Source organism: Acinetobacter sp. ANC 3929 (genome assembly GCF_000369405.1).
Classification (GTDB): domain Bacteria; phylum Pseudomonadota; class Gammaproteobacteria; order Pseudomonadales; family Moraxellaceae; genus Acinetobacter.
On sequence record NZ_KB850000.1, the window covers coordinates 678,041 to 696,452 of the forward strand.

The window sequence follows — 18,412 nt, forward strand, 5'->3', positions numbered from 1 at the left end:
AGATAAAGTTTGATATAGAATAAATCCTATTTCAGCGTAATTTTACTCCACGATTCATACAACTTAACTGCTGTGGAGAAGTCACTATTTGGTTCAGCTGTTAAGCTCGCTGCTTGAATCAAACTTTGAGTTAAAGACAGAATTGGTGCAGGAAGTTTTGCATCCTTGACTAAATCAAGCGCAATACCTGTATCTTTTGCGAGTAGTGGTAGACCAAAAGTTACGGGGAACTCTCGACTCAGTACACGTTGTGGAAAAATGGTTTCAGTCACTAGGCTCTTGCCACTTGAAGCATTAATACAGTTCAGTGCTGCATCCAGATTGACACCATGTGCTTTTAAAGTACTAAAACCTTCTGCAACAGACCATAAATTCACAGCAAGTAACATATTATTGATTGCTTTTACTGCAAAGCCAGCGCCAGATTCGCCGACATGTTGAATCAATTTACCCACAGCGGCCATTGCAGGGTAAGCGTTTTCAAATGCATTAATATCACCGCCAACCATGAAGGTTAAGGTTGCATTTTCAGCACCAATGGTTTGCCCACTGACAGGTGCATCCAGGAAGTCTACATTTTGTGCTTTTAATTTTTCAGCCAAACGGCGTGCAGTTTCTGGCACGCCACTGGTACAGTCAATCCAGATCGATCCAGATTTAATTTCCACACCTTCGATCAATGCTGCAACGTCATCGCTGGTCGGCAAACAAGAAAAGATAATGTCGGCTTGGACTGCTTGAGCTAGCTCAACTGCTGTGCTGCCATATTCTGCTGCATGTTGTTCTGCTTTACTAAAATTTCGATTCCAGACATAAACGTTTTCGAAATCTTTAGGAAGATGCGCTGCCATACGATAGCCCATAGCGCCTAAACCAATAAATGCAACAGATTGAGTCATACTTTACCTTTTTATTTGCGTCGATCGTTCGGCTAACCATGTCGCCAGTGTTGGCCAGAACTCAATTGAACTGTTTTGACTAGACATTAAACCTAAGTGCCCGCCAGGGATAAGAGTAAACGTGACATCTTGACTGCTTGTCAACTGGGTTAGCGGAAATGCTGATTCTGCAGTCACCAATTGATCGCCTTTACCTGCGCCAACCAAGAGTGAGCAATTGATCTTTTTCAATTCGATGGTTTTGTTCTTGAGCTGGATGACACCATTTTTTAATGGATTTTGCAGCCAGACATTAAACAGCATGTCCTGATTCACACCGCCCGGATAATCAATCATGTTATTTAAGAAGTGACTCAAGGTAGCATCTTCTTGTACCAGTTTCAGATTATCCAAATTTTTTAATAATTGGATATTGCCGTCAATCCATCCCTTTGGATCTAACAACTTGAATCCAAGCGAATTTAGAAAACCTGGCGAATGGATCATCAGCGTTGGTAAACGATTGTAGATATAGTCTTTAATGGTTGGGTTGCGGGTCGTGAGATAGGCCAAAGTCTTATAGAGTTTGCCAATATAACCTGAAGCATAGCTGTCGATTGGGCTGCCTAAAACCACCAGGTTTTTGACAACACTTGGCTGATGGCGTGCGGTATAAAGTGTGACAAAAATACCTGCCATACTCCAACCATGCAGCGAAATTTTTTCGGATTTGGAATGTTGTTGAATGGCTTCAATACATTTTGGAATAAACTTATCAATAAAAGATAGAAAGTTAATTTGATAATTTTTATAGGTGAGTTTGCCCCAATCAATCAGATAAACATCAAAACCACTTTCCTGAAAGTATTTGATCAATGAGCGATAAGGATATAAGTCATAGATATCCATATTGATTGCCAATGGCGCGACGAAAACTAAGGGTTCTTTATAGCGTTTATTTTCTGATGCGTAGAAACGCACACGAGTTTGTTGGAATTGCGCAATCACTTGATATGGTGTTGATTGAGACAAAACCAGTTTGTCTGCATCGAATACACGCATAGCCAGATGTTTAAAATTTATTTTTTGCTGTTCCACAAGCGATTTCATCTTAGAATGTCTCATCATGAGTCAAGATTGCACGAAGTCTAAGCGATAATTTCATCTTATGCCTTGACCTTAAATACCTTAGACGCTCAAAATATTGGCATATTTCCACATTATGATCATAAGGCATACAAAACGATGAATCCAAGCGATGATTTAGAATACCAATTAGAAACACTGGCAATTCGCACAGGGCATGATCGTACATCTGAAGGTGAGCATAGTGAGCCGATTTTTTTAACGTCATCATTTGTATGTGAAAGTGCTGCTGATGCCGCTGCAAAATTTTCAGGTCAAATCGCAGGAAATACCTATTCACGTTATACCAATCCAACGGTTCAGGCATTTGAAAAGCGTTTAGCTGTGCTGGATGGAGCAGAGCGTGCAGTTGCAACCAGTTCAGGCATGGCTGCAGTACATGCGATGTGTATGGCGTACCTAAAAGCTGGCGATCATGTGATTTGTTCTCGTGCAGTATTTGGTTCAATCATTGCTTTATTTGAAAAATATGTAGCGAAATTTGCGGTTGAAGTGACCTTTGTTGATCTAGACGATCTTGAGGGCTGGAAACAAGCGATTCGTCCAAATACGCGTATTTTATTCATTGAAACGCCGTCTAATCCTTTGGCACAAGTGGGTGATATGCAGGCGATTGCAGATATTGCACATGCCAATGGCGCTTTATTCGCAGTGGATAACTGTTTCTGTACACCAGTATTACAACAGCCGATTAAATTTGGTGCTGATTTAGTGTTGTATTCAGCAACAAAATATATCGATGGGCAAGGCCGTGCCTTAGGTGGTGCGGTGGTTGGGAAAAATGATCTACTTGAAGAAGTAAACGGCGTGATCCGTACCTTGGGTAATTCAATGAGTCCATTTAATGCATGGATCTTCTTGAAAGGCTTGGAAACGCTCAGCATTCGCATGAAGGCACATTGTGAAAGTGCACAAAAACTTGCTGAATGGTTACATCAACATGAAAAAGTTGAAAAAGTGTATTACGCAGGTTTACCTGATCACCCAGGACATGAGCTGGCGAAAAAACAGCAAAAAGGTTTTGGTGGGGTTGTATCTTTTGTAGTGAAAGGTGAACGTGAAGGTGCGTGGACGGTAATTGATAACACCCGTTTCTTGTCGATCACCAGTAATCTAGGTGACGTTAAGTCAACAATTACACATCCAGCAACCACCTCGCATGGTAGAATGTCGGCTGAAGCTAAACAAGCCGCAGGAATTGAAGAAGGCTTGATTCGTGTGTCTGTTGGTTTGGAAGACATTGATGATATTATTCGCGACATATCACGCGGTTTAGATTTAATTTAACGAGAGAAACTTATGAACATTAATATGCTCATGCAGCAAGCTCAGCGCATGCAAAAAGATATGGAATCAAATCTTAAAAAAGCCAAAGAAGAGCTTGCGAAGACTGAAGTTCATGCGGAAGCAGGCGGTGGTTTAGTTAAGGTAACGATGACTTGCCGCAATGTGGTTAAGCGTATCGAAATTAGCCCTGAATTGTTACAAGATGAAGCAGATATGATTGAAGATTTGATTGCTGCAGCGATGAACGATGCTGCACGTCAAGTTGAAATTATTTCTGAAGAAAAGCTACAAAGCGCAAACACAGGAATGGGCTTACCACCAGGTTTATCTGGTTTATTCTAATTCAAAACACCCTAAGTGTTCAGATGAAGCACTTAGGGTGTCTTTTTTATCAATGATCGAGTTAATTTGTGTTTAGTGAAAGATTTGAACAATTAGTTCAAGCATTGCGTATTTTACCAAGTGTTGGCCCTAAATCAGCACAACGTATGGCATTACATTTGTTAATGAAAAACCGTGAAGGTGCATTTGCGCTCTCACATGCTTTACATGAAGCATCAAGCCATATTCATGAGTGTCATATTTGCCATTCCTTAACCGAAAATGAAATTTGTGATATTTGTGCTTCGGTGGAACGCGATGAACAATTGTTATGCGTGGTTGAATCACCCGCAGATGTGATGGCAATTGAACAGAGTGGTAGCTTTCGTGGCAAGTATCATGTTTTAGGTGGGCATTTGTCACCATTAGATGGTATTGGTCCTGAAGAAATTGGGATTCCTTATCTGATTCAGCGTTTAAGCGCAGGGCAGATTCAAGAAGTCATTTTGGCGACTAATGCGACTGTTGAAGGACAAGCCACAGCACATTATCTGGTTGAAGCGACCAAACATTTACCGATTCATATGACCCGAATTGCACAAGGCGTGCCACAAGGTGGTGAGCTGGAATATGTAGATAGCCATACTTTGAGCCAAGCTGTACATAACCGTATGCGAATGAAATAATAGGCTTCATTCGCATTTTTTTATATTTATATTAAATTCATGCTGTTAATTTAAACAAATAATTAAATTTTACATATTGTCTAACATTATCGTAGATCTATTTGGGATGTTTTGTGGCACTATGAGCAAGCGAAAAGGATTTTCGTTTTTTGATAAATGGAAGAGGAGTGATTTCATGTTCTGTATATGGAATACCAGTTATTTTTTTGTATTTGATTTCAGTTGAGCAAGGACTGATATTAGACAGTCCTATTGCACAAGGTTCTATATTATTTTTATTTGAGCAAACATGTTTCAGTTTATCCAGCAGCAAAACGATTTAGCTGTTCTCCTCAGCCAGATGGAACAATGTTCCACTTACGCACTTGATACTGAGTTTATTAAGGTCGATACCTTATATCCCAAACTTGGTGTCTGCCAAATTAATTTAAACGGTCAGATTGTATTACTTGATGGCGCAAGCTTGGATTTTACCGAGTTTTGGCCAAAAATTTTTGCGGCACAGCAGAACATTTTCCATGCATGTGGTGAAGACATTGATTTGATTTACCACTACGCAGATCAAAAACCGTTAGCCAATGTATTTGATACGCAAGTCGCATTAGCATTTCTAGGGCACGGTTTACAAGTCAGTTATCAAAATGCGCTGAAGACGTGTTTGAATATTGAGATTGAAAAAGATCAAACCCGTTCAGACTGGTTAGCTCGACCATTGACACAAGAGCAGATGTGTTATGCGGCAAATGATGTCATCTACTTAACCAAACTTGCAGACACCCTAAAAAATGATCTGAAAGTGAAGGGGCTGTATCAATACGTGTTGGAGGATTGCCAGAATCTCACCAAAGAGATCGCAATGGAAACCCCATTGGCAGAACTGTATACCGATATTGGCAATTACCGTCATTCACGCCGTGAGTTAATGCAACTGCAACAATTGAGTATTTGGCGGGAGCAGATTACCAAGGCATTGAATCAACCGCGTAGTTTTATTCTTAGAAACTCCACGATGATTGATTTGGTAGAAAAAAATCCACGTAATAATTTTCAGCTGGTTCGGATTAAAGATATCCGTCCACATATTGTTCGTGAGCATGGCAAAACCATTTTAGATTTACTCAAGTTTTTACCACCTGAGGATGAGTGGCCATTGCGCATGGCACGACCTGTGAAGAGTAATTCCAAGGAAATTGCACCGAAAATTGATGCTTTGATTGAAAGTGTAGTGCTGAAAACAGGGATACCAAAAGAAGTGTTGCTGCGCAAAAAATGGATGAATGCCATCTATGAGCATGTGGTATTTCATTTGGATGAACAATCATTACCTAATTATTTAATGGGTTGGCGTTATGAGCTTCTCACTCAGCCATTGATTGCACTGTTGCGAGAAGATATTGAGTATTTAGCCAGTCAAATGAAGATTGCACATTAAAATGTTAAAAAGAGCTAAACAATTAGCTCTTTTTTTTTGCCTTAATGATTAACATCATTGGACGTCTGAGTTCATTTTCCCAGCCCATTTTCTTAATCATTTCGGACGGAGGTGTTGGCTCAATAAGTGCGGTGATCTCAAACCCAGCTTTAATTAGTGCCATCACATGAGTTTCGATAGTTCGGTGATATTTCACCACATTCGCATCCAAAAAATGGGTTTCTCTTTTACCTTCTTCGAAATAATGGTCGACAGGCCAATAGATAGGTTGTTGGTCTGCAGCATAGATCCAGTCTTGTTGTGCGCGTACAGTAAATATTGGATGCTCTGCGGAATAATACAGCTCACCCTGCGGAACCAGTAATCGTGCTGCGTTTTCAAAGACAGTCTCTAAATTTTGGATGTAATGCAAGGCGAGAGAACTGATTATGACATCAAAACTGGCAGTATCTGCTGCAAAGTCTTCAATTGCGGCCTGTTGATAATCCACGTTTTTGGCTGATGTTAGCTGACGCGCCTTTTCAAGCATTTTAGCGGATAAATCAATCCCGATCACTGAACGAGCACCTTGTTCAGCGGCAAATTGGCAATGCCAGCCATAGCCACAACCTAAGTCCAAAACTTTTTTGTCCTTCAACGCTGGCATGTGGGTTTTAAATACTGACCACTCACCAGCGGCATCTAGCCCATGGATTGAGCGAGGCATTTTTGAATATTCAGTAAAAAAGTGTGGATCATCATATTTATTTTGTGACATATAAATTTTCGCATGAGTTTTATCGTTGGATTATGACATTTTGATTTTATAACCGAAAGTTGCTTCTGTTATGCAGCGTTAAAAAGACGACTCTAGCGTTAACAATCCTTAATGTATCCATTTTTATTTTCATGTATGCTGTCTTTGATTGTTAATAGATGTGAGTAAACATGCACTGCGATATTTATAGATCGAGCAAGAAAGATGAAATGTATATGTATATTGCTCGTCCAAATTATCCTGATGACAAGGAACAAGAAAGCCCATTTGAAGGTGTTCCAGAAACAGTTTTACAAGCATTTGGCAAAGCGACCTTTGTGATGCATTTAGAACTTCATAATGAACGTAAACTTGCACGTGCTAATGTTCTACATGTTTTAGATTCATTAAATACCAAAGGCTTCTTCATTCAAATGCCGCCAGAAGGGTTGATCAATCCGAATGCGGTAGAACCAGAGGGCTTACGCGGTGCTTGAAACTTTAACAGCAATTTGGTCAAACATTCTTTCAGTACTGGATCAGTTTCCTGAAGAGAATGTTGCGATCATTGTTTATGTTACAGGGACGCTAATTGCATTGTGGTGTTGGTATCGCTTGATGTCACGCCTACCGAATCCAATTGGTGGAATCTTATGGATTGTGGCCTTTGCCGTTCTTGCAACACCTACAATTTCTGAAGGTCCAAACTCGGCCTTGGCACCAGCAATTTTTGGCTTACTTTTTGGTGTTCTAACCAAAGAGCATGTCTTAATCTGGTCAAACTTATCATTGATTCTGTTTGTCATTGGTTTGGGGTTGCTGATCGGTTTCTGCTGGTCAAAATACACTGCAAATAAAACTGCACGTTCAGTTTAGATACGATGTTAAATATAGAAAAATAAGGTTTTTTTAAATGTCTGCTGATACACAACACTTTACTGGTACAGATCAATATATTGCGACCGATAGCTTAAGACTTGCAGTGAAAGCTGCACGTGCCTTGCAAAAGCCACTTTTGGTTAAAGGTGAGCCAGGTACAGGTAAAACCTTACTTGCCGAACAAGTGGCTGAAAGTCTGGGTTTAAAGTTGATTACGTGGCATATCAAATCGACAACCAAAGCTCAGCAAGGTTTGTACGAATATGATGCGGTTTCGCGTTTGCGTGATAGCCAGTTAGGTGATGATCGTGTCTACGACATTAAAAACTATATTAAGCCTGGTAAATTGTGGGAAGCATTTACCAGTGAAGAGCGTTGTGTATTGTTGATTGATGAAATTGACAAAGCGGATATTGAGTTCCCGAATGACTTATTACATGAACTCGACAAAATGTCGTTTTATGTTTATGAGACAGGCGAGACCATTACCGCAACACAACGCCCGATTGTGATTATTACTTCAAATAATGAGAAAGAGCTTCCAGACGCATTCTTGCGCCGTTGTTTCTTCCATTATATTGAATTCCCTGATGATGCAACCATGCGTGAAATCATCGCAGTTCATTTTCCGAATATTTCAACTACGTTGGTGAGTGAAGCTTTACAGGTATTCTTTAAATTACGTGAAATTCCGAATTTGAAGAAACCGCCGTCAACTTCTGAATTGATTGACTGGCTGAGCTTATTGATGGCAGATGATATGCCTGAAGATGTGTTACGTAACCACGATAAATCTAAAGCGATCCCACCATTGTATGGTGCATTGATTAAAAATGAACAAGATGTGCAATTGCTTGAACGTTTAGCCTTTATGTCACGCCGCTAAGAGTGTTTAAAAATGTTTGTGCGACTGTTTTACACCTTACGCAAATATGGCGTACCTGTAACAACACGTGAGCTCATTGATCTTAATCAGGCGGTAGCTTCAGGTCTTGTGTTTGCAGATCAGGACGAGTTTTATCAACTGGCTAAAACGGTTTTAGTCAAAGATGAACGCTTCTTTGACAAATTCGATCGGGCCATGAAAGATTATTTTGATGGCATTGAAACTTTTGACTTGGATGAGTTACTTCGACAAGTGCAAAAGTTACCTCAAGACTGGTTTGATCTCGAACTGTTAGAGAAGCATCTTACCCCTGAACAACGTGCAGAATTGCAAAAAGCGGGTTCTCTCGAAGAACTGATGAAAATGTTGGAAGAGCGTTTACGTGAACAGCATAAAAAGCATCAGGGTGGCAATCGCATGGTTGGCACTGGGGGAACTTCACCATTTGGTGCTTTTGGTGATCATCCAGAAGGTGTGCGCATTGGTGGGCCAGGACGTAAACGTTCAGCGGTAAAAGTTTGGGAACAACGTAAATACCAAAATCTTGATGATGATCAAGTGTTGGGAACACGTCAGATGCAAATTGCTTTACGTCGTTTGCGCAAGTTTGCTCGTCAAGGTGCAGCTGAAGAGCTGGATGTCGATGGCACCATTCGCGAAACGGCAAAGCAAGGTATCTTAGATGTACAGTTAGTCCCTGAGCGTCGTAACCGTATCAAAGTTTTGATACTGTTTGATATTGGCGGTTCAATGGATGCGTATATTGCGGAATGCGAAAAGCTATTCAGCGCAGCTAAATCAGAATTTAAAACTCTCGAATATTTCTATTTCCATAACTGTTTGTATGACTATGTCTGGAAAGATAACCATCGCCGTAGCTCAACACGTATGAATACGTGGGATCTGTTCCATACTTATGGACGTGATTATCGTGTCATCGTAGTTGGTGATGCCAGCATGGCGCCGTATGAGTTAAAGTCTACGGGTGGTTCAGTTGAATATATGAATGAAGAATCTGGGGAAGTTTGGCTCAGACGTTTACGTCAGCATTTTGATAAAACGGCTTGGCTCAATCCTGAAATGGAAGGTTATTGGCATTACACTCAAACGATTAACTGGATTAAAGAAATTTTTGAAGGTCATATGTTTCCAATGACTTTAAAAGGCCTTGAGGACATGACCCGCTATTTATCACGTTAAAATTTTAGATGAAGACTTTATAAGAACAGGAAAATATATGGAACATCAAATTAATGGCGTTGCTTTGCCGAATGAAGCCGGTTTCTTTGGCAGCTTTGGTGGTCAGTTCATTCCACCGCATTTAAAAGAAGCAATGGATGAAATTAATGCGGCCTATGAAGAGATTCGTCATACGCCTGAATTTAAAGATGAGTTAAACGACCTATTCAAAAACTATGTGGGTCGACCAAGTCCATTGTTCCATGCCAAGCGTTTGTCAGAACAACTTGGTGGCGCGCAGATTTATCTGAAACGCGAAGATTTAAACCATACTGGTGCACATAAGATCAACCATTGTTTGGGTGAAGCTTTACTTGCCAAATACATGGGCAAAAGCAAAGTGATTGCTGAGACGGGTGCAGGCCAGCATGGTGTCGCTTTGGCGACAGCGTGTGCTCTGGTCGGTATTCCATGTGAAATTCATATGGGGCAAGTGGATATCGAAAAAGAACATCCTAATGTCGTGAAAATGAAAATCTTGGGTGCAAAACTGGTTTCAGTAACACAAGGTACAGCGACGTTAAAAGATGCGGTGGATAGTGCTTTTGAAGAATATTTAAAAGATCCGAAAAACTATATCTATGCGATTGGTTCGGTCGTCGGCCCACATCCTTTCCCGAAAATGGTTCGAGATTTTCAATCGATTATCGGCGATGAAATCAAAACTCAATCCAATGAGCGTTTTGGACAAAATCCAGATTATGTGGTGGCTTGTGTCGGTGGTGGATCGAATGCGATTGGTGCATTTACCGCATTTCTAAATCTGCCCGACGTTAAATTGGTGGGGGTCGAGCCTGCGGGTCATGGTCTTGATACCGATAAACACTCAGCGACTTTAACCTTAGGCAAACCGGGTCAGATTCATGGTATGGCCTGTTATGTTCTCGAAGATGATAAGGGTGAACCTTTACCCGTACATTCAATTGCTTCTGGGTTGGATTATCCTGGTGTAGGACCACAGCATAGCTTCCTCAAAGAGTTGGGTCGTGTGCAGTATGAAACAGCGACTGATCAAGAATGCTTAGATGCCTTTATGACCCTTTCACGTGTAGAAGGTATAGTACCTGCGTTGGAAAGTTCACATGCGGTTGCTTGGGCTTTACGTGAAGCGCCTAAAATGGATAAGAACATCAAGATTGTGGTTAATCTCTCTGGTCGTGGTGATAAAGACTCGGATTATGTGGCTGAAAAATTAGGCTTATAAGTTTTTTACCAGATATTTGATGTTAAAAGACCGCTTCTAGTAGAGAGGCGGTTTTTTTATTGTTAAATCGACCTTAATCCCGTTAGAATAAAGCGTTTTGCAATTAGCACTTTTGGAGACGCCTAAGTGGAGCGACCTACAATCAGCCCTGAACATATACAAGAAGCGGCTGAAAACTTAGTAACCATTCGAGATTTTATCCGTTTTGGTGTAACCGCACTCCGTCAATACGACGCACACTTAGGTCAAGGGACTCAAGATTATTTTGCAGAAAGCTCTGCACTTGTTTTGCAAACACTTTCACTTGAATGGAAAGCTGATGCAGAAATCTTAGATTCGAAGCTATTGCCAAGTGAAAAAGCTGAATTTTTAAGTCTTTTGGAACGTCGTATCAATGATCGAATTCCAACTTCATACTTATTGAACCTTGCATATTTCTTCAATAAACCATTTTATGTCGATGAGCGTGTCTTGATTCCGCGTTCACCGATTGCTGAGTTGATTGAACAACGCTTTGCACCATATTGCTTAAATGAAAATGGTCAAATGTTGGAAGCATTAAACAACTTACCAGAAAGCAAAAACCCAAAAACACCGCAACGTATCTTGGATATGTGTACGGGTTCAGGCTGTATTGCGATCGCTTTAGCTTATGCATACCCTGACTCAGAAGTAGATGCGACTGATATTTCGAAAGAAGCATTGGAAGTGGCTTCAATTAATACAGAGCATCATGATAAGCAGTATCAAGTGGCGTTGCTTGAATCTGATCTATTTTCAAAAATTCCTGCTGAAAATCAATATGATTTGATCGTAAGTAATCCACCCTATGTCGATGCTGAAGATATGGCGGATTTACCAGAAGAATTCCTGCATGAGCCTGAACTTGCTTTGGCAGCGGGTCAAGATGGTTTGGATCTGGTCCGTAAAATGTTAGCTCAAGCTGCTGATTATTTAACTGAAGATGGTCTAATCGTGATTGAGGTTGGTAATTCTGAGTGGGCAATGCGTCAGAACTTCAATACAGTTGACTTCCATTGGTTAACTTTCCAAAAAGGCGGTTCTGGTATTTTTGCTTTAACTGCTGAACAATGCCGCCGTTATAAAGAAGTATTTCAGCAATCAGTTCAAAACTAAGGGGTTAAAGCATGGCAGGGAATAGTATTGGACAACTCTTTCGAGTAACAACATGTGGTGAATCACATGGTGCAGGCTTGATGGCGATTGTCGATGGCGTGCCGCCTGGTCTTGAGCTTTGTGAAGCCGATCTGCAAAAAGATTTAGATCGCCGTAAACCGGGAACTTCAAAGTTTGCAACTCAACGTAAAGAGCCTGATCAAGTCGAAATTATTTCTGGTGTTTTTGAAGGTAAAACCACTGGAACATCGATTGGTTTATTGATTCGCAATACCGATCAAAAATCAAAAGACTACGGCAATATTGCTCAAACGTTCCGTCCTGGTCATGCTGATTATACCTATACACAGAAATACGGCTTCCGAGACTATCGTGGCGGTGGCCGCTCTAGTGCGCGTGAAACGGCAATGCGTGTTGCTGCGGGTGCGATTGCGAAGAAATATCTTGCTGAAAAGTTTGGTATTGATATTCGTGGACATGTCACACAAATTGGTAATGAAGTCGCTGAAAAACTGGATTGGGCAGAAGTGCCGAATAATCCATTTTTCTGTGGTGATGTCGATGCAGTTCCGCGTTTTGAGCAACTAGTCACTGCTTTACGTGAGCAAGGAACCAGTTGTGGTGCAAAACTTGAAATCGTTGCTGAAAAAGTACCTGTGGGTTGGGGTGAACCTGTATTTGATCGTTTAGATGCAGATATTGCCCATGCCATGATGAGCATCAATGCGGTCAAAGGCGTTGAAATTGGTGATGGTTTTGCGGTTGCTGGGCAGTTTGGTCATGAGACTCGTGATGAACTGACGACAGATGGATTCCTTGCCAATCATGCTGGTGGTATCTTGGGTGGAATATCAAGCGGTCAAACCATTCGTGTTGCAATTGCATTGAAACCAACTGCAAGTATTACCACGCCAGGGAAAACCATTACCATCGAGCGGGAAAATACGGATGTATTGACCAAAGGTCGTCATGACCCTTGTGTGGGTGTACGTGCAACACCGATTGCAGAAGCAATGTTGGCAATTGTATTAATGGATCACTTTTTAAGACATCGCGCACAAAATGCAGATGTTGTTGCTCCATTTAAACCGATTGAGCCATAATAAAAATATTAAGCCACACAAATAATTTATTATATGTGTGGCTTGTGTCACATTTTAACAGTATGAAATTAAATTAGTTTAATATTCATTTAATAATGATGAATGAATTATAAAGCTTCAGAAATCATATTATCTGATGTCGCAATATGATATTGATTCCGACCATTACTTTTCGCGATATATAATGCATGATCTGCTTGTGCAACAAACTCAGAAAGACTATCTCCAACACAGGGAACCATGGTTGCAACACCTACACTAATGGTCACGTGTTTCGAAACATTGCTACGTGGGTGCAAAATTCCAATATTACGTACTAACTCCATCAGTCTTTGTACTTGCGTGACGGCCTGATCGCGATCAGTCATCGAAAAGAGCAAAAGAAATTCTTCTCCGCCATAACGTGCTGCAAGATCACCGCTACGTGAGGCGATAGAGCCTAACATGATGGCGATTCGCCGTAAGCATTGATCACCTTGAATATGTCCTAAAGTGTCATTGTAGAGCTTAAAAAAGTCGATATCGATCATCATGATGGTGATTGGCATTTCATGACGTGTCGCCCGTTTCCACTCATTTTCAAGCACTTCATCCAGATAGCGTCGGTTGGCTAGACCAGTCAATGCATCTTGTTGAGAGAGAATGGACAGTTGCTGTGCTTGTCGCATCAATTCTAAGCGATTAAGTTCGATCATACAGTTCTGCAAATAGTTTTCACGGTGCTGCCGATCGGTTGCATAAGCGAGTGCCATACCTAAGAAACTACTGAAGGTATAAGTACGGTTTAAGAAGGTCCAGTCAATTGCACCGCTGAACCATGTACTGGCTGCAATACCAATCAAACCACCGACCCAGCCAGCAATAATTGCAGTGTAGAAGCGCATTCCAACAAAAGCATAGATGATGACCACGGCATACATCATCGCAGCATGGAACAGGACATTATTTTGACCTTGTTCTAACACGTTGATGATGGTGAAGGAAATTGCAACAGCACCTGTCGAGCCAATACAAACGTAATGATCAAACCATTTGTTCATGATCGGCAGAAAAGACAGTAACCATGCCAAGGTAATGATGATACCTACCCAGCCGTAAGTCGCCATCCAAGTAATACGCAAGTCTGTGGGCAAAACTTGATAGATACCGAAGCTTAGAAATAGATATAAACCCAAAATAATAGGGGCGCGATAGCGGAATTCATGCGCAGCCTCATTTCTATACTGATCTCGATAGATCGCTTCTAATTCTTTAGGAAACCAAACTAAATTTAGCCCGCGAGAAATTAACAAGTCGATTTGTTCTTGTCCCAAAATATTGGAAGCTTTCAACTTCATCTTATCTCTCACCACTCCCAAATGTTCTTATAAATGTCAAAATAGGGATTATTTTTTTACTACGTTACACTGATTTAAATAGAATGTGTATTAGATTATAAAAAAATATTAATTTTTATATAATGGTCATTGCCTAATATAATGATTCAAGTTTAAATTACATTCAAGAAATAAAAACTGTTACAAACTAAATCACAAGCGATTGTATCTTTACGATATTAGGATACAATTTATAAAAAAGCAGCAATCATGGAACATGGTTGGATTAAGTCATACGAAATAGGATGCATCGCAATGACTGCTATGAATCAATATGGAACAAAACTAGAAATTACACCTCATTCGGGTTGGGCTCAACGATTCTGGGATGAATTATTACCCTCAAAAGAACGGGTAAGTAAACATCCTTTATTTTTGGATATGGCCAATGGCTGTTTAAGCCTTGAGTGCTTTCGTTCAGCTTTACTGAATTTTTATCCACTCGTCGCACATTTTCCATCATATATGGCGGGTTCTCTTGCAAAAGCGACAGATTTTTCACTAGATGGGGTAACGGAAACCCGTGACTGGTTGATTCAGAACATTAAAGTGGAAGAGCGGCATTTGAACTGGTATCAGGACTGGGCTGGGGGCTTTGGTCTAACGGTTGATATGTTGAATAATGTTAAACCACCAGTCGCAATGAATGCGGTTAATCACTTCTTGTGGGATGTCAATTTTCGTGGCAGCTTGGCTGAAAGTATTGCGGCAACCAACCTCGCGATTGAATGGGCGACAGGAGATTGGACCATTCAGGTGTATAAAGGGATTCAGACCTACACACAACATCCCGAAGTCAATATTAATAAACGCTCGTTGGCATGGTTAAGAGCGCATGCGCATTATGATGATCTGCATCCATATGAGGCAATGGAGCTGATTAAGCGCTTGTGCGATAAAGACCCTGCACTACAAAAGAAAGCATTCTTAGCGGCGAAGGAAGGACTTGAATATTATGAGCTTGCTTTAGATGAGTGTTATAAGCTTCAACATAAAAATTGAAGATAAGGCTCACAGTTCCATCAGAGATGATTTAAAGTGAAAACCTCCTCAACTGCATCTGCAACTGAGGAGGTTTATGAGATGAATTCAATATTAAACCATTGCAGGGTCACTCACAGAGTCTTCACCTGTTTCTACACGGCCTGCAAAACGTCGATAAAACTTTGCATCTTGAGTGCAAGTCACAGCAAAATCATACCATTGCCAAGTATCTTGCAATTCCCAATGCTGAGTTGAGCTTTGTCCAGCTTTCACGGTCACTTTCAGCGCAGCATCAGTACGATAAACCACAGGGGTGACCACCAATTCAATATCTTTAGTGCCAGTATTGTTCAGATCGACATAAACATTACCATTGGCAATATCATAACAAACACGAATCTCAGGGTTAATCTGTAAATCATGGTTGCGGTTGAGGTCACCTTTGAAATGACGATGAAAGCCATTCGGTCCCATGACCCAAAGATCATATAAACCTTGATTATCCTTTTGTACATTCCATACATCATCTAAGCTTTTGCCTGCTTCGACAATGTAACGACGCGGAATTCGGTTGAGGTTTAATTTGTCATAGACATGAAACACTGCACCTTGTGTGCCCGTATTCGAAAACAGGAGCTTGACTGTGCCATCATTTAGGCAGCGAGCACTGGTATGTAATTCATAAGGCAATGCTTTTGAACGACGAATACCGCTGGTTTGAATCGGCAATTGTAAATTGGTTGGAATCGGCACATGGGGTAAGTTCTGCTGTGCACTACGCAATTGATCTGCTTGCTCACGGGTTTGTTTACCATTTAGTGTTGGTAGCACATCTTCATTGGGGCTTTTAAAGTTGAATGCAGAAGTGAGATCTCCACATACAGCACGGCGATAAGGACTGATATTGCTTTCTTTGACGCCAAAACGTTTTTCTAAAAACATCAACACAGAAGTATGGTCGAAGACTTGTGAATTCACAATCCCACCGCGACTCCACGGTGAAATCACAAATAAGGGTACGCGAGGACCAGGACCATAAACACGATTGTCTTTTTGGGGCTGACTGGTGCTGCCGAGGGGTGATTCATGTATGTAATACTCATATTGCATATCTGCTTGGCTGAGTGTCGATTTACCTGCATAAGTATGATCAGCTTGCAATGTCGGTGCCGATGGAGAAGGAACATGGTCAAAATAACCATCATTTTCATCAAAGTTGATCAGGAAAACGGTTTTACTCCAAACTTCAGGTACGGCTGTTAATGCATCGAGTATTTCCTGAATAAACCAAGAGCCTTGTACTGGGCTAGATGGGCCAGGATGTTCACAATAAATTGAAGGTGCATTGATCCAAGACACCTGTGGCAATTTTCCAGTTTTGATATCATTTTTAAATGCATTTAAAAACTCTTCAGGTTTGTTGCCTGGTAAGGTATTGGCAATGCCTTTATAAAGCGGATTTTTGGCATTATCTGTGCCTGCATCATAAGCTTTATAAGGCAGCTTTTGTGCGGCCGCATTATAAGGACTATTGGGTGCGCCGCCACTTGAAACAGGATAGCCAGAGTCGATGTTGGCTTTTCTAAAGCTGCGGAATGCACCTAGCATGTTATCGCCCCATTCATCAGGCATATTCTGATAACAAATCCAATTGACTCCAGCTACTTCTAGGCGTTCGGCATAGGTTTTCCATGTATAGCCGACATCAACTGTTTTGGGATCGCCATCGATCCAGTCCCATTCATTATTGACAAATGCTGTACTGGTCGGCACCGCACCATTGGTTCCTGTGAGATGAAACGATCGGTTTGCATCTGTACCAGTATGCATTGAGCAGTGATAAGCATCACAAATTGTAAACGCATTGGCTAATGCAAATTGATAGGGAATTTCCTGTTCCTTGAAATATCCCATGGCATAATCAGTTTTATAGGTTGGCCAGTTCGACATACGTCCATTGTCCCATGCTTGTTGGCTATCCACCCAAGTATGGTTGGTTCCGGGTGCACGTTGGGCATTATTACTTGAGCCATCTAAATGAAAAGGGGTTAATAGCGCCCCATTACTGCGTTGTTGCTGCCAAACTGTACGGCCATTTTGCAAAGGAATGGTGAAACGATCGGCAAAACCACGAACGCCTTTTAATGTTCCAAAATAATGGTCAAAGGAGCGGTTTTCCTGCATCAAGATAACAACATGCTCAACATCTTGAATCGTCCCTGTTTTATTGTTAGCAGGAATCGCCAAGGCTTTTTGAATGCTGGCTGGAAAGGTGGTTAACGCGGCTGCGCCAAAGCCTGTTTTAAGTGTATTTGCTAAAAATTGACGACGATTAATCACAATATTTTCCCTATCTTGGTTGTTCTTATGTTTATGGTGCACAGCGCATGACTGGTTTCTTGGTGTCATCAGGTTTTACCGCTGCCTGATCGTCATTGGAGTCATTGCACGCTGTAAGTGCGAAGAGAATGGGGAAAACATAAAGACATGCCAGCCATCGTTTGGTTTTATTCAACATCTGCTTCATCCATAATAAAGATGTCAACACACTAGCCAGACCTTGTGACAATGCGGTGTCACCTTTATGACGATTCATTGACGTTTCATATGAAAGTGGGTGGTAAAGCGAGGAAAAGAACATGTGCAAGGTAGTGTCTTGTTCAGCTTGAAGAAAAGCTGTATTGCTGTCTTTCAATTACTGTAAAAATTAGTTTTAAAACATTCAATTAACCATCATAGATATAGCGAATCAGGAATAACACAGAGAGAGGATCATTTTCTTATTTCTTGTTAAGGTTCTATGAACAATTCTTTTATCTTTTGAGTCTCTGTCTTCAACATCATTCTTGGTTGTATCAATGGGTGAAACGACGCCTCAATCACAGTGACGATGCTACAGATTTAGCTCACGATACCCCTTATTCGATTAGTATTTTGAAATGTAAAGTTCAATTGTATTTTGATCAGCTTGGTGTACTGTTAACTACGGTGGCAAAGGGAATATTAATCGATTGGTGTCAGCGCAAATCGATAGTAAAGGCTTATTTGGAAGCAATTAGTCGTAGACCTGAGCATAATAAGATTAGTTCTAGGCAAAATATCTGCATTTGAATCACTT

At 40.9% G+C, this 18,412-nt stretch carries 18 protein-coding genes and 1 pseudogene; 13 read left to right on the forward strand and 6 right to left on the reverse strand.

What is annotated here, in order from left to right:
- Nucleotides 1–26 precede the first annotated feature (26 nt).
- Nucleotides 27–899, reverse strand: a complete 873-nt coding sequence (locus tag F909_RS05215; RefSeq protein ID WP_005152846.1) for an NAD(P)-dependent oxidoreductase — start codon at nucleotides 897–899, stop codon at nucleotides 27–29.
- 3 nt (nucleotides 900–902) lie between these two features.
- Complete coding sequence (locus tag F909_RS05210) at nucleotides 903–1,988, reverse strand: alpha/beta fold hydrolase (RefSeq protein ID WP_005152847.1); 1,086 nt, start codon at nucleotides 1,986–1,988, stop codon at nucleotides 903–905.
- Between the two features lie 135 nt (nucleotides 1,989–2,123).
- On the opposite strand from F909_RS05210, the gene F909_RS05205 reads away from it, so the two are divergent.
- The 4 genes from F909_RS05205 to F909_RS05190 all read left to right on the forward strand — a co-directional run bounded on the left by F909_RS05205 (nucleotide 2,124) and on the right by F909_RS05190 (nucleotide 5,750).
- Complete coding sequence (locus F909_RS05205) at nucleotides 2,124–3,311, forward strand: O-succinylhomoserine sulfhydrylase (protein ID WP_005152848.1); 1,188 nt, start codon at nucleotides 2,124–2,126, stop codon at nucleotides 3,309–3,311.
- A gap of 12 nt (nucleotides 3,312–3,323) precedes the next feature.
- Entirely contained in the window at nucleotides 3,324–3,653 is a 330-nt protein-coding gene (locus tag F909_RS05200; protein ID WP_005152852.1) for a YbaB/EbfC family nucleoid-associated protein, read from the forward strand.
- Nucleotides 3,654–3,721: 68 nt separating this feature from the next.
- Nucleotides 3,722–4,318 carry a recombination mediator RecR gene (recR, locus tag F909_RS05195; protein ID WP_004653413.1) on the forward strand — a complete coding sequence of 199 codons (597 nt, stop codon included), beginning with the start codon at nucleotides 3,722–3,724 and terminating at the stop codon, nucleotides 4,316–4,318.
- 289 nt (nucleotides 4,319–4,607) lie between these two features.
- Entirely contained in the window at nucleotides 4,608–5,750 is a 1,143-nt protein-coding gene (locus F909_RS05190) for a ribonuclease D (protein ID WP_005152856.1), read from the forward strand.
- Between the two features lie 22 nt (nucleotides 5,751–5,772).
- Here F909_RS05190 and F909_RS05185 read toward each other — a convergent pair whose 3' ends face one another.
- A complete protein-coding gene (locus F909_RS05185; protein ID WP_005152858.1) occupies nucleotides 5,773–6,507 on the reverse strand; it encodes a class I SAM-dependent methyltransferase in 735 nt (244 codons plus the stop codon).
- Between the two features lie 170 nt (nucleotides 6,508–6,677).
- On the opposite strand from F909_RS05185, the gene F909_RS05180 reads away from it, so the two are divergent.
- The 7 genes from F909_RS05180 to aroC all read left to right on the forward strand — a co-directional run bounded on the left by F909_RS05180 (nucleotide 6,678) and on the right by aroC (nucleotide 12,934).
- A complete protein-coding gene (locus F909_RS05180; RefSeq protein ID WP_005152860.1) occupies nucleotides 6,678–6,983 on the forward strand; it encodes a YcgL domain-containing protein in 306 nt (101 codons plus the stop codon).
- Nucleotides 6,976–7,362, forward strand: a complete 387-nt coding sequence (locus F909_RS05175; RefSeq protein ID WP_005152862.1) for a hypothetical protein — start codon at nucleotides 6,976–6,978, stop codon at nucleotides 7,360–7,362. Before F909_RS05180 ends, F909_RS05175 begins: the two co-directional genes overlap by 8 nt.
- A 37-nt stretch (nucleotides 7,363–7,399) precedes the next feature.
- Nucleotides 7,400–8,251 (forward strand): AAA family ATPase, encoded by an 852-nt coding sequence (locus tag F909_RS05170; protein WP_005152864.1) that lies wholly within the window; start codon nucleotides 7,400–7,402, stop codon nucleotides 8,249–8,251.
- Between the two features lie 12 nt (nucleotides 8,252–8,263).
- Complete coding sequence (locus tag F909_RS05165; RefSeq protein ID WP_005152866.1) at nucleotides 8,264–9,451, forward strand: vWA domain-containing protein; 1,188 nt, start codon at nucleotides 8,264–8,266, stop codon at nucleotides 9,449–9,451.
- A 37-nt stretch (nucleotides 9,452–9,488) separates the two neighbouring features.
- Complete coding sequence (gene trpB / locus F909_RS05160) at nucleotides 9,489–10,694, forward strand: tryptophan synthase subunit beta (RefSeq protein WP_005152868.1); 1,206 nt, start codon at nucleotides 9,489–9,491, stop codon at nucleotides 10,692–10,694.
- A 126-nt stretch (nucleotides 10,695–10,820) separates the two neighbouring features.
- Nucleotides 10,821–11,831 carry a 50S ribosomal protein L3 N(5)-glutamine methyltransferase gene (gene prmB / locus F909_RS05155; protein ID WP_005152873.1) on the forward strand — a complete coding sequence of 337 codons (1,011 nt, stop codon included), beginning with the start codon at nucleotides 10,821–10,823 and terminating at the stop codon, nucleotides 11,829–11,831.
- 11 nt (nucleotides 11,832–11,842) lie between these two features.
- Complete coding sequence (gene aroC / locus F909_RS05150) at nucleotides 11,843–12,934, forward strand: chorismate synthase (protein ID WP_005152874.1); 1,092 nt, start codon at nucleotides 11,843–11,845, stop codon at nucleotides 12,932–12,934.
- A gap of 107 nt (nucleotides 12,935–13,041) precedes the next feature.
- Here aroC and F909_RS05145 read toward each other — a convergent pair whose 3' ends face one another.
- Nucleotides 13,042–14,271, reverse strand: a complete 1,230-nt coding sequence (locus F909_RS05145; protein WP_005152876.1) for a GGDEF domain-containing protein — start codon at nucleotides 14,269–14,271, stop codon at nucleotides 13,042–13,044.
- A 294-nt stretch (nucleotides 14,272–14,565) separates the two neighbouring features.
- Here F909_RS05145 and F909_RS05140 point away from each other — a divergent pair, with 294 nt between their 5' ends.
- A complete protein-coding gene (locus F909_RS05140) occupies nucleotides 14,566–15,312 on the forward strand; it encodes an iron-containing redox enzyme family protein (protein ID WP_005152877.1) in 747 nt (248 codons plus the stop codon).
- A 93-nt stretch (nucleotides 15,313–15,405) separates the two neighbouring features.
- Here F909_RS05140 and F909_RS05135 read toward each other — a convergent pair whose 3' ends face one another.
- Both F909_RS05135 and F909_RS0120340 read right to left on the reverse strand, forming a co-directional pair.
- Complete coding sequence (locus F909_RS05135; RefSeq protein ID WP_005152878.1) at nucleotides 15,406–17,634, reverse strand: phosphocholine-specific phospholipase C; 2,229 nt, start codon at nucleotides 17,632–17,634, stop codon at nucleotides 15,406–15,408.
- Nucleotides 17,635–17,665: 31 nt separating this feature from the next.
- Nucleotides 17,666–17,890: a hypothetical protein gene (locus F909_RS0120340; protein WP_032878082.1), complete on the reverse strand. Its 225-nt coding sequence runs from the start codon at nucleotides 17,888–17,890 to the stop codon at nucleotides 17,666–17,668.
- A 224-nt stretch (nucleotides 17,891–18,114) separates the two neighbouring features.
- On the opposite strand from F909_RS0120340, the pseudogene F909_RS21690 reads away from it, so the two are divergent.
- Nucleotides 18,115–18,396: pseudogene (locus F909_RS21690) on the forward strand (RNA polymerase subunit sigma); the annotation flags it as partial.
- Between the last annotated feature and the right edge of the window lie 16 nt (nucleotides 18,397–18,412).

Coding starts and splice junctions, on each gene's coding strand:
- F909_RS05215 (WP_005152846.1), bottom strand. CDS start 899: ATGACTCAATCTGTTGCATTTATTGGTTTAGGCGCTATGGGCTATCGT.
- F909_RS05210 (WP_005152847.1), bottom strand. CDS start 1,988: ATGAAATCGCTTGTGGAACAGCAAAAAATAAATTTTAAACATCTGGCT.
- F909_RS05205 (WP_005152848.1), top strand. CDS start 2,124: ATGAATCCAAGCGATGATTTAGAATACCAATTAGAAACACTGGCAATT.
- F909_RS05200 (WP_005152852.1), top strand. CDS start 3,324: ATGAACATTAATATGCTCATGCAGCAAGCTCAGCGCATGCAAAAAGAT.
- F909_RS05190 (WP_005152856.1), top strand. CDS start 4,608: ATGTTTCAGTTTATCCAGCAGCAAAACGATTTAGCTGTTCTCCTCAGC.
- F909_RS05185 (WP_005152858.1), bottom strand. CDS start 6,507: ATGTCACAAAATAAATATGATGATCCACACTTTTTTACTGAATATTCA.
- F909_RS05180 (WP_005152860.1), top strand. CDS start 6,678: ATGCACTGCGATATTTATAGATCGAGCAAGAAAGATGAAATGTATATG.
- F909_RS05170 (WP_005152864.1), top strand. CDS start 7,400: ATGTCTGCTGATACACAACACTTTACTGGTACAGATCAATATATTGCG.
- F909_RS05165 (WP_005152866.1), top strand. CDS start 8,264: ATGTTTGTGCGACTGTTTTACACCTTACGCAAATATGGCGTACCTGTA.
- trpB (WP_005152868.1), top strand. CDS start 9,489: ATGGAACATCAAATTAATGGCGTTGCTTTGCCGAATGAAGCCGGTTTC.
- aroC (WP_005152874.1), top strand. CDS start 11,843: ATGGCAGGGAATAGTATTGGACAACTCTTTCGAGTAACAACATGTGGT.
- F909_RS05145 (WP_005152876.1), bottom strand. CDS start 14,271: ATGAAGTTGAAAGCTTCCAATATTTTGGGACAAGAACAAATCGACTTG.
- F909_RS05140 (WP_005152877.1), top strand. CDS start 14,566: ATGACTGCTATGAATCAATATGGAACAAAACTAGAAATTACACCTCAT.
- F909_RS0120340 (WP_032878082.1), bottom strand. CDS start 17,890: ATGAATCGTCATAAAGGTGACACCGCATTGTCACAAGGTCTGGCTAGT.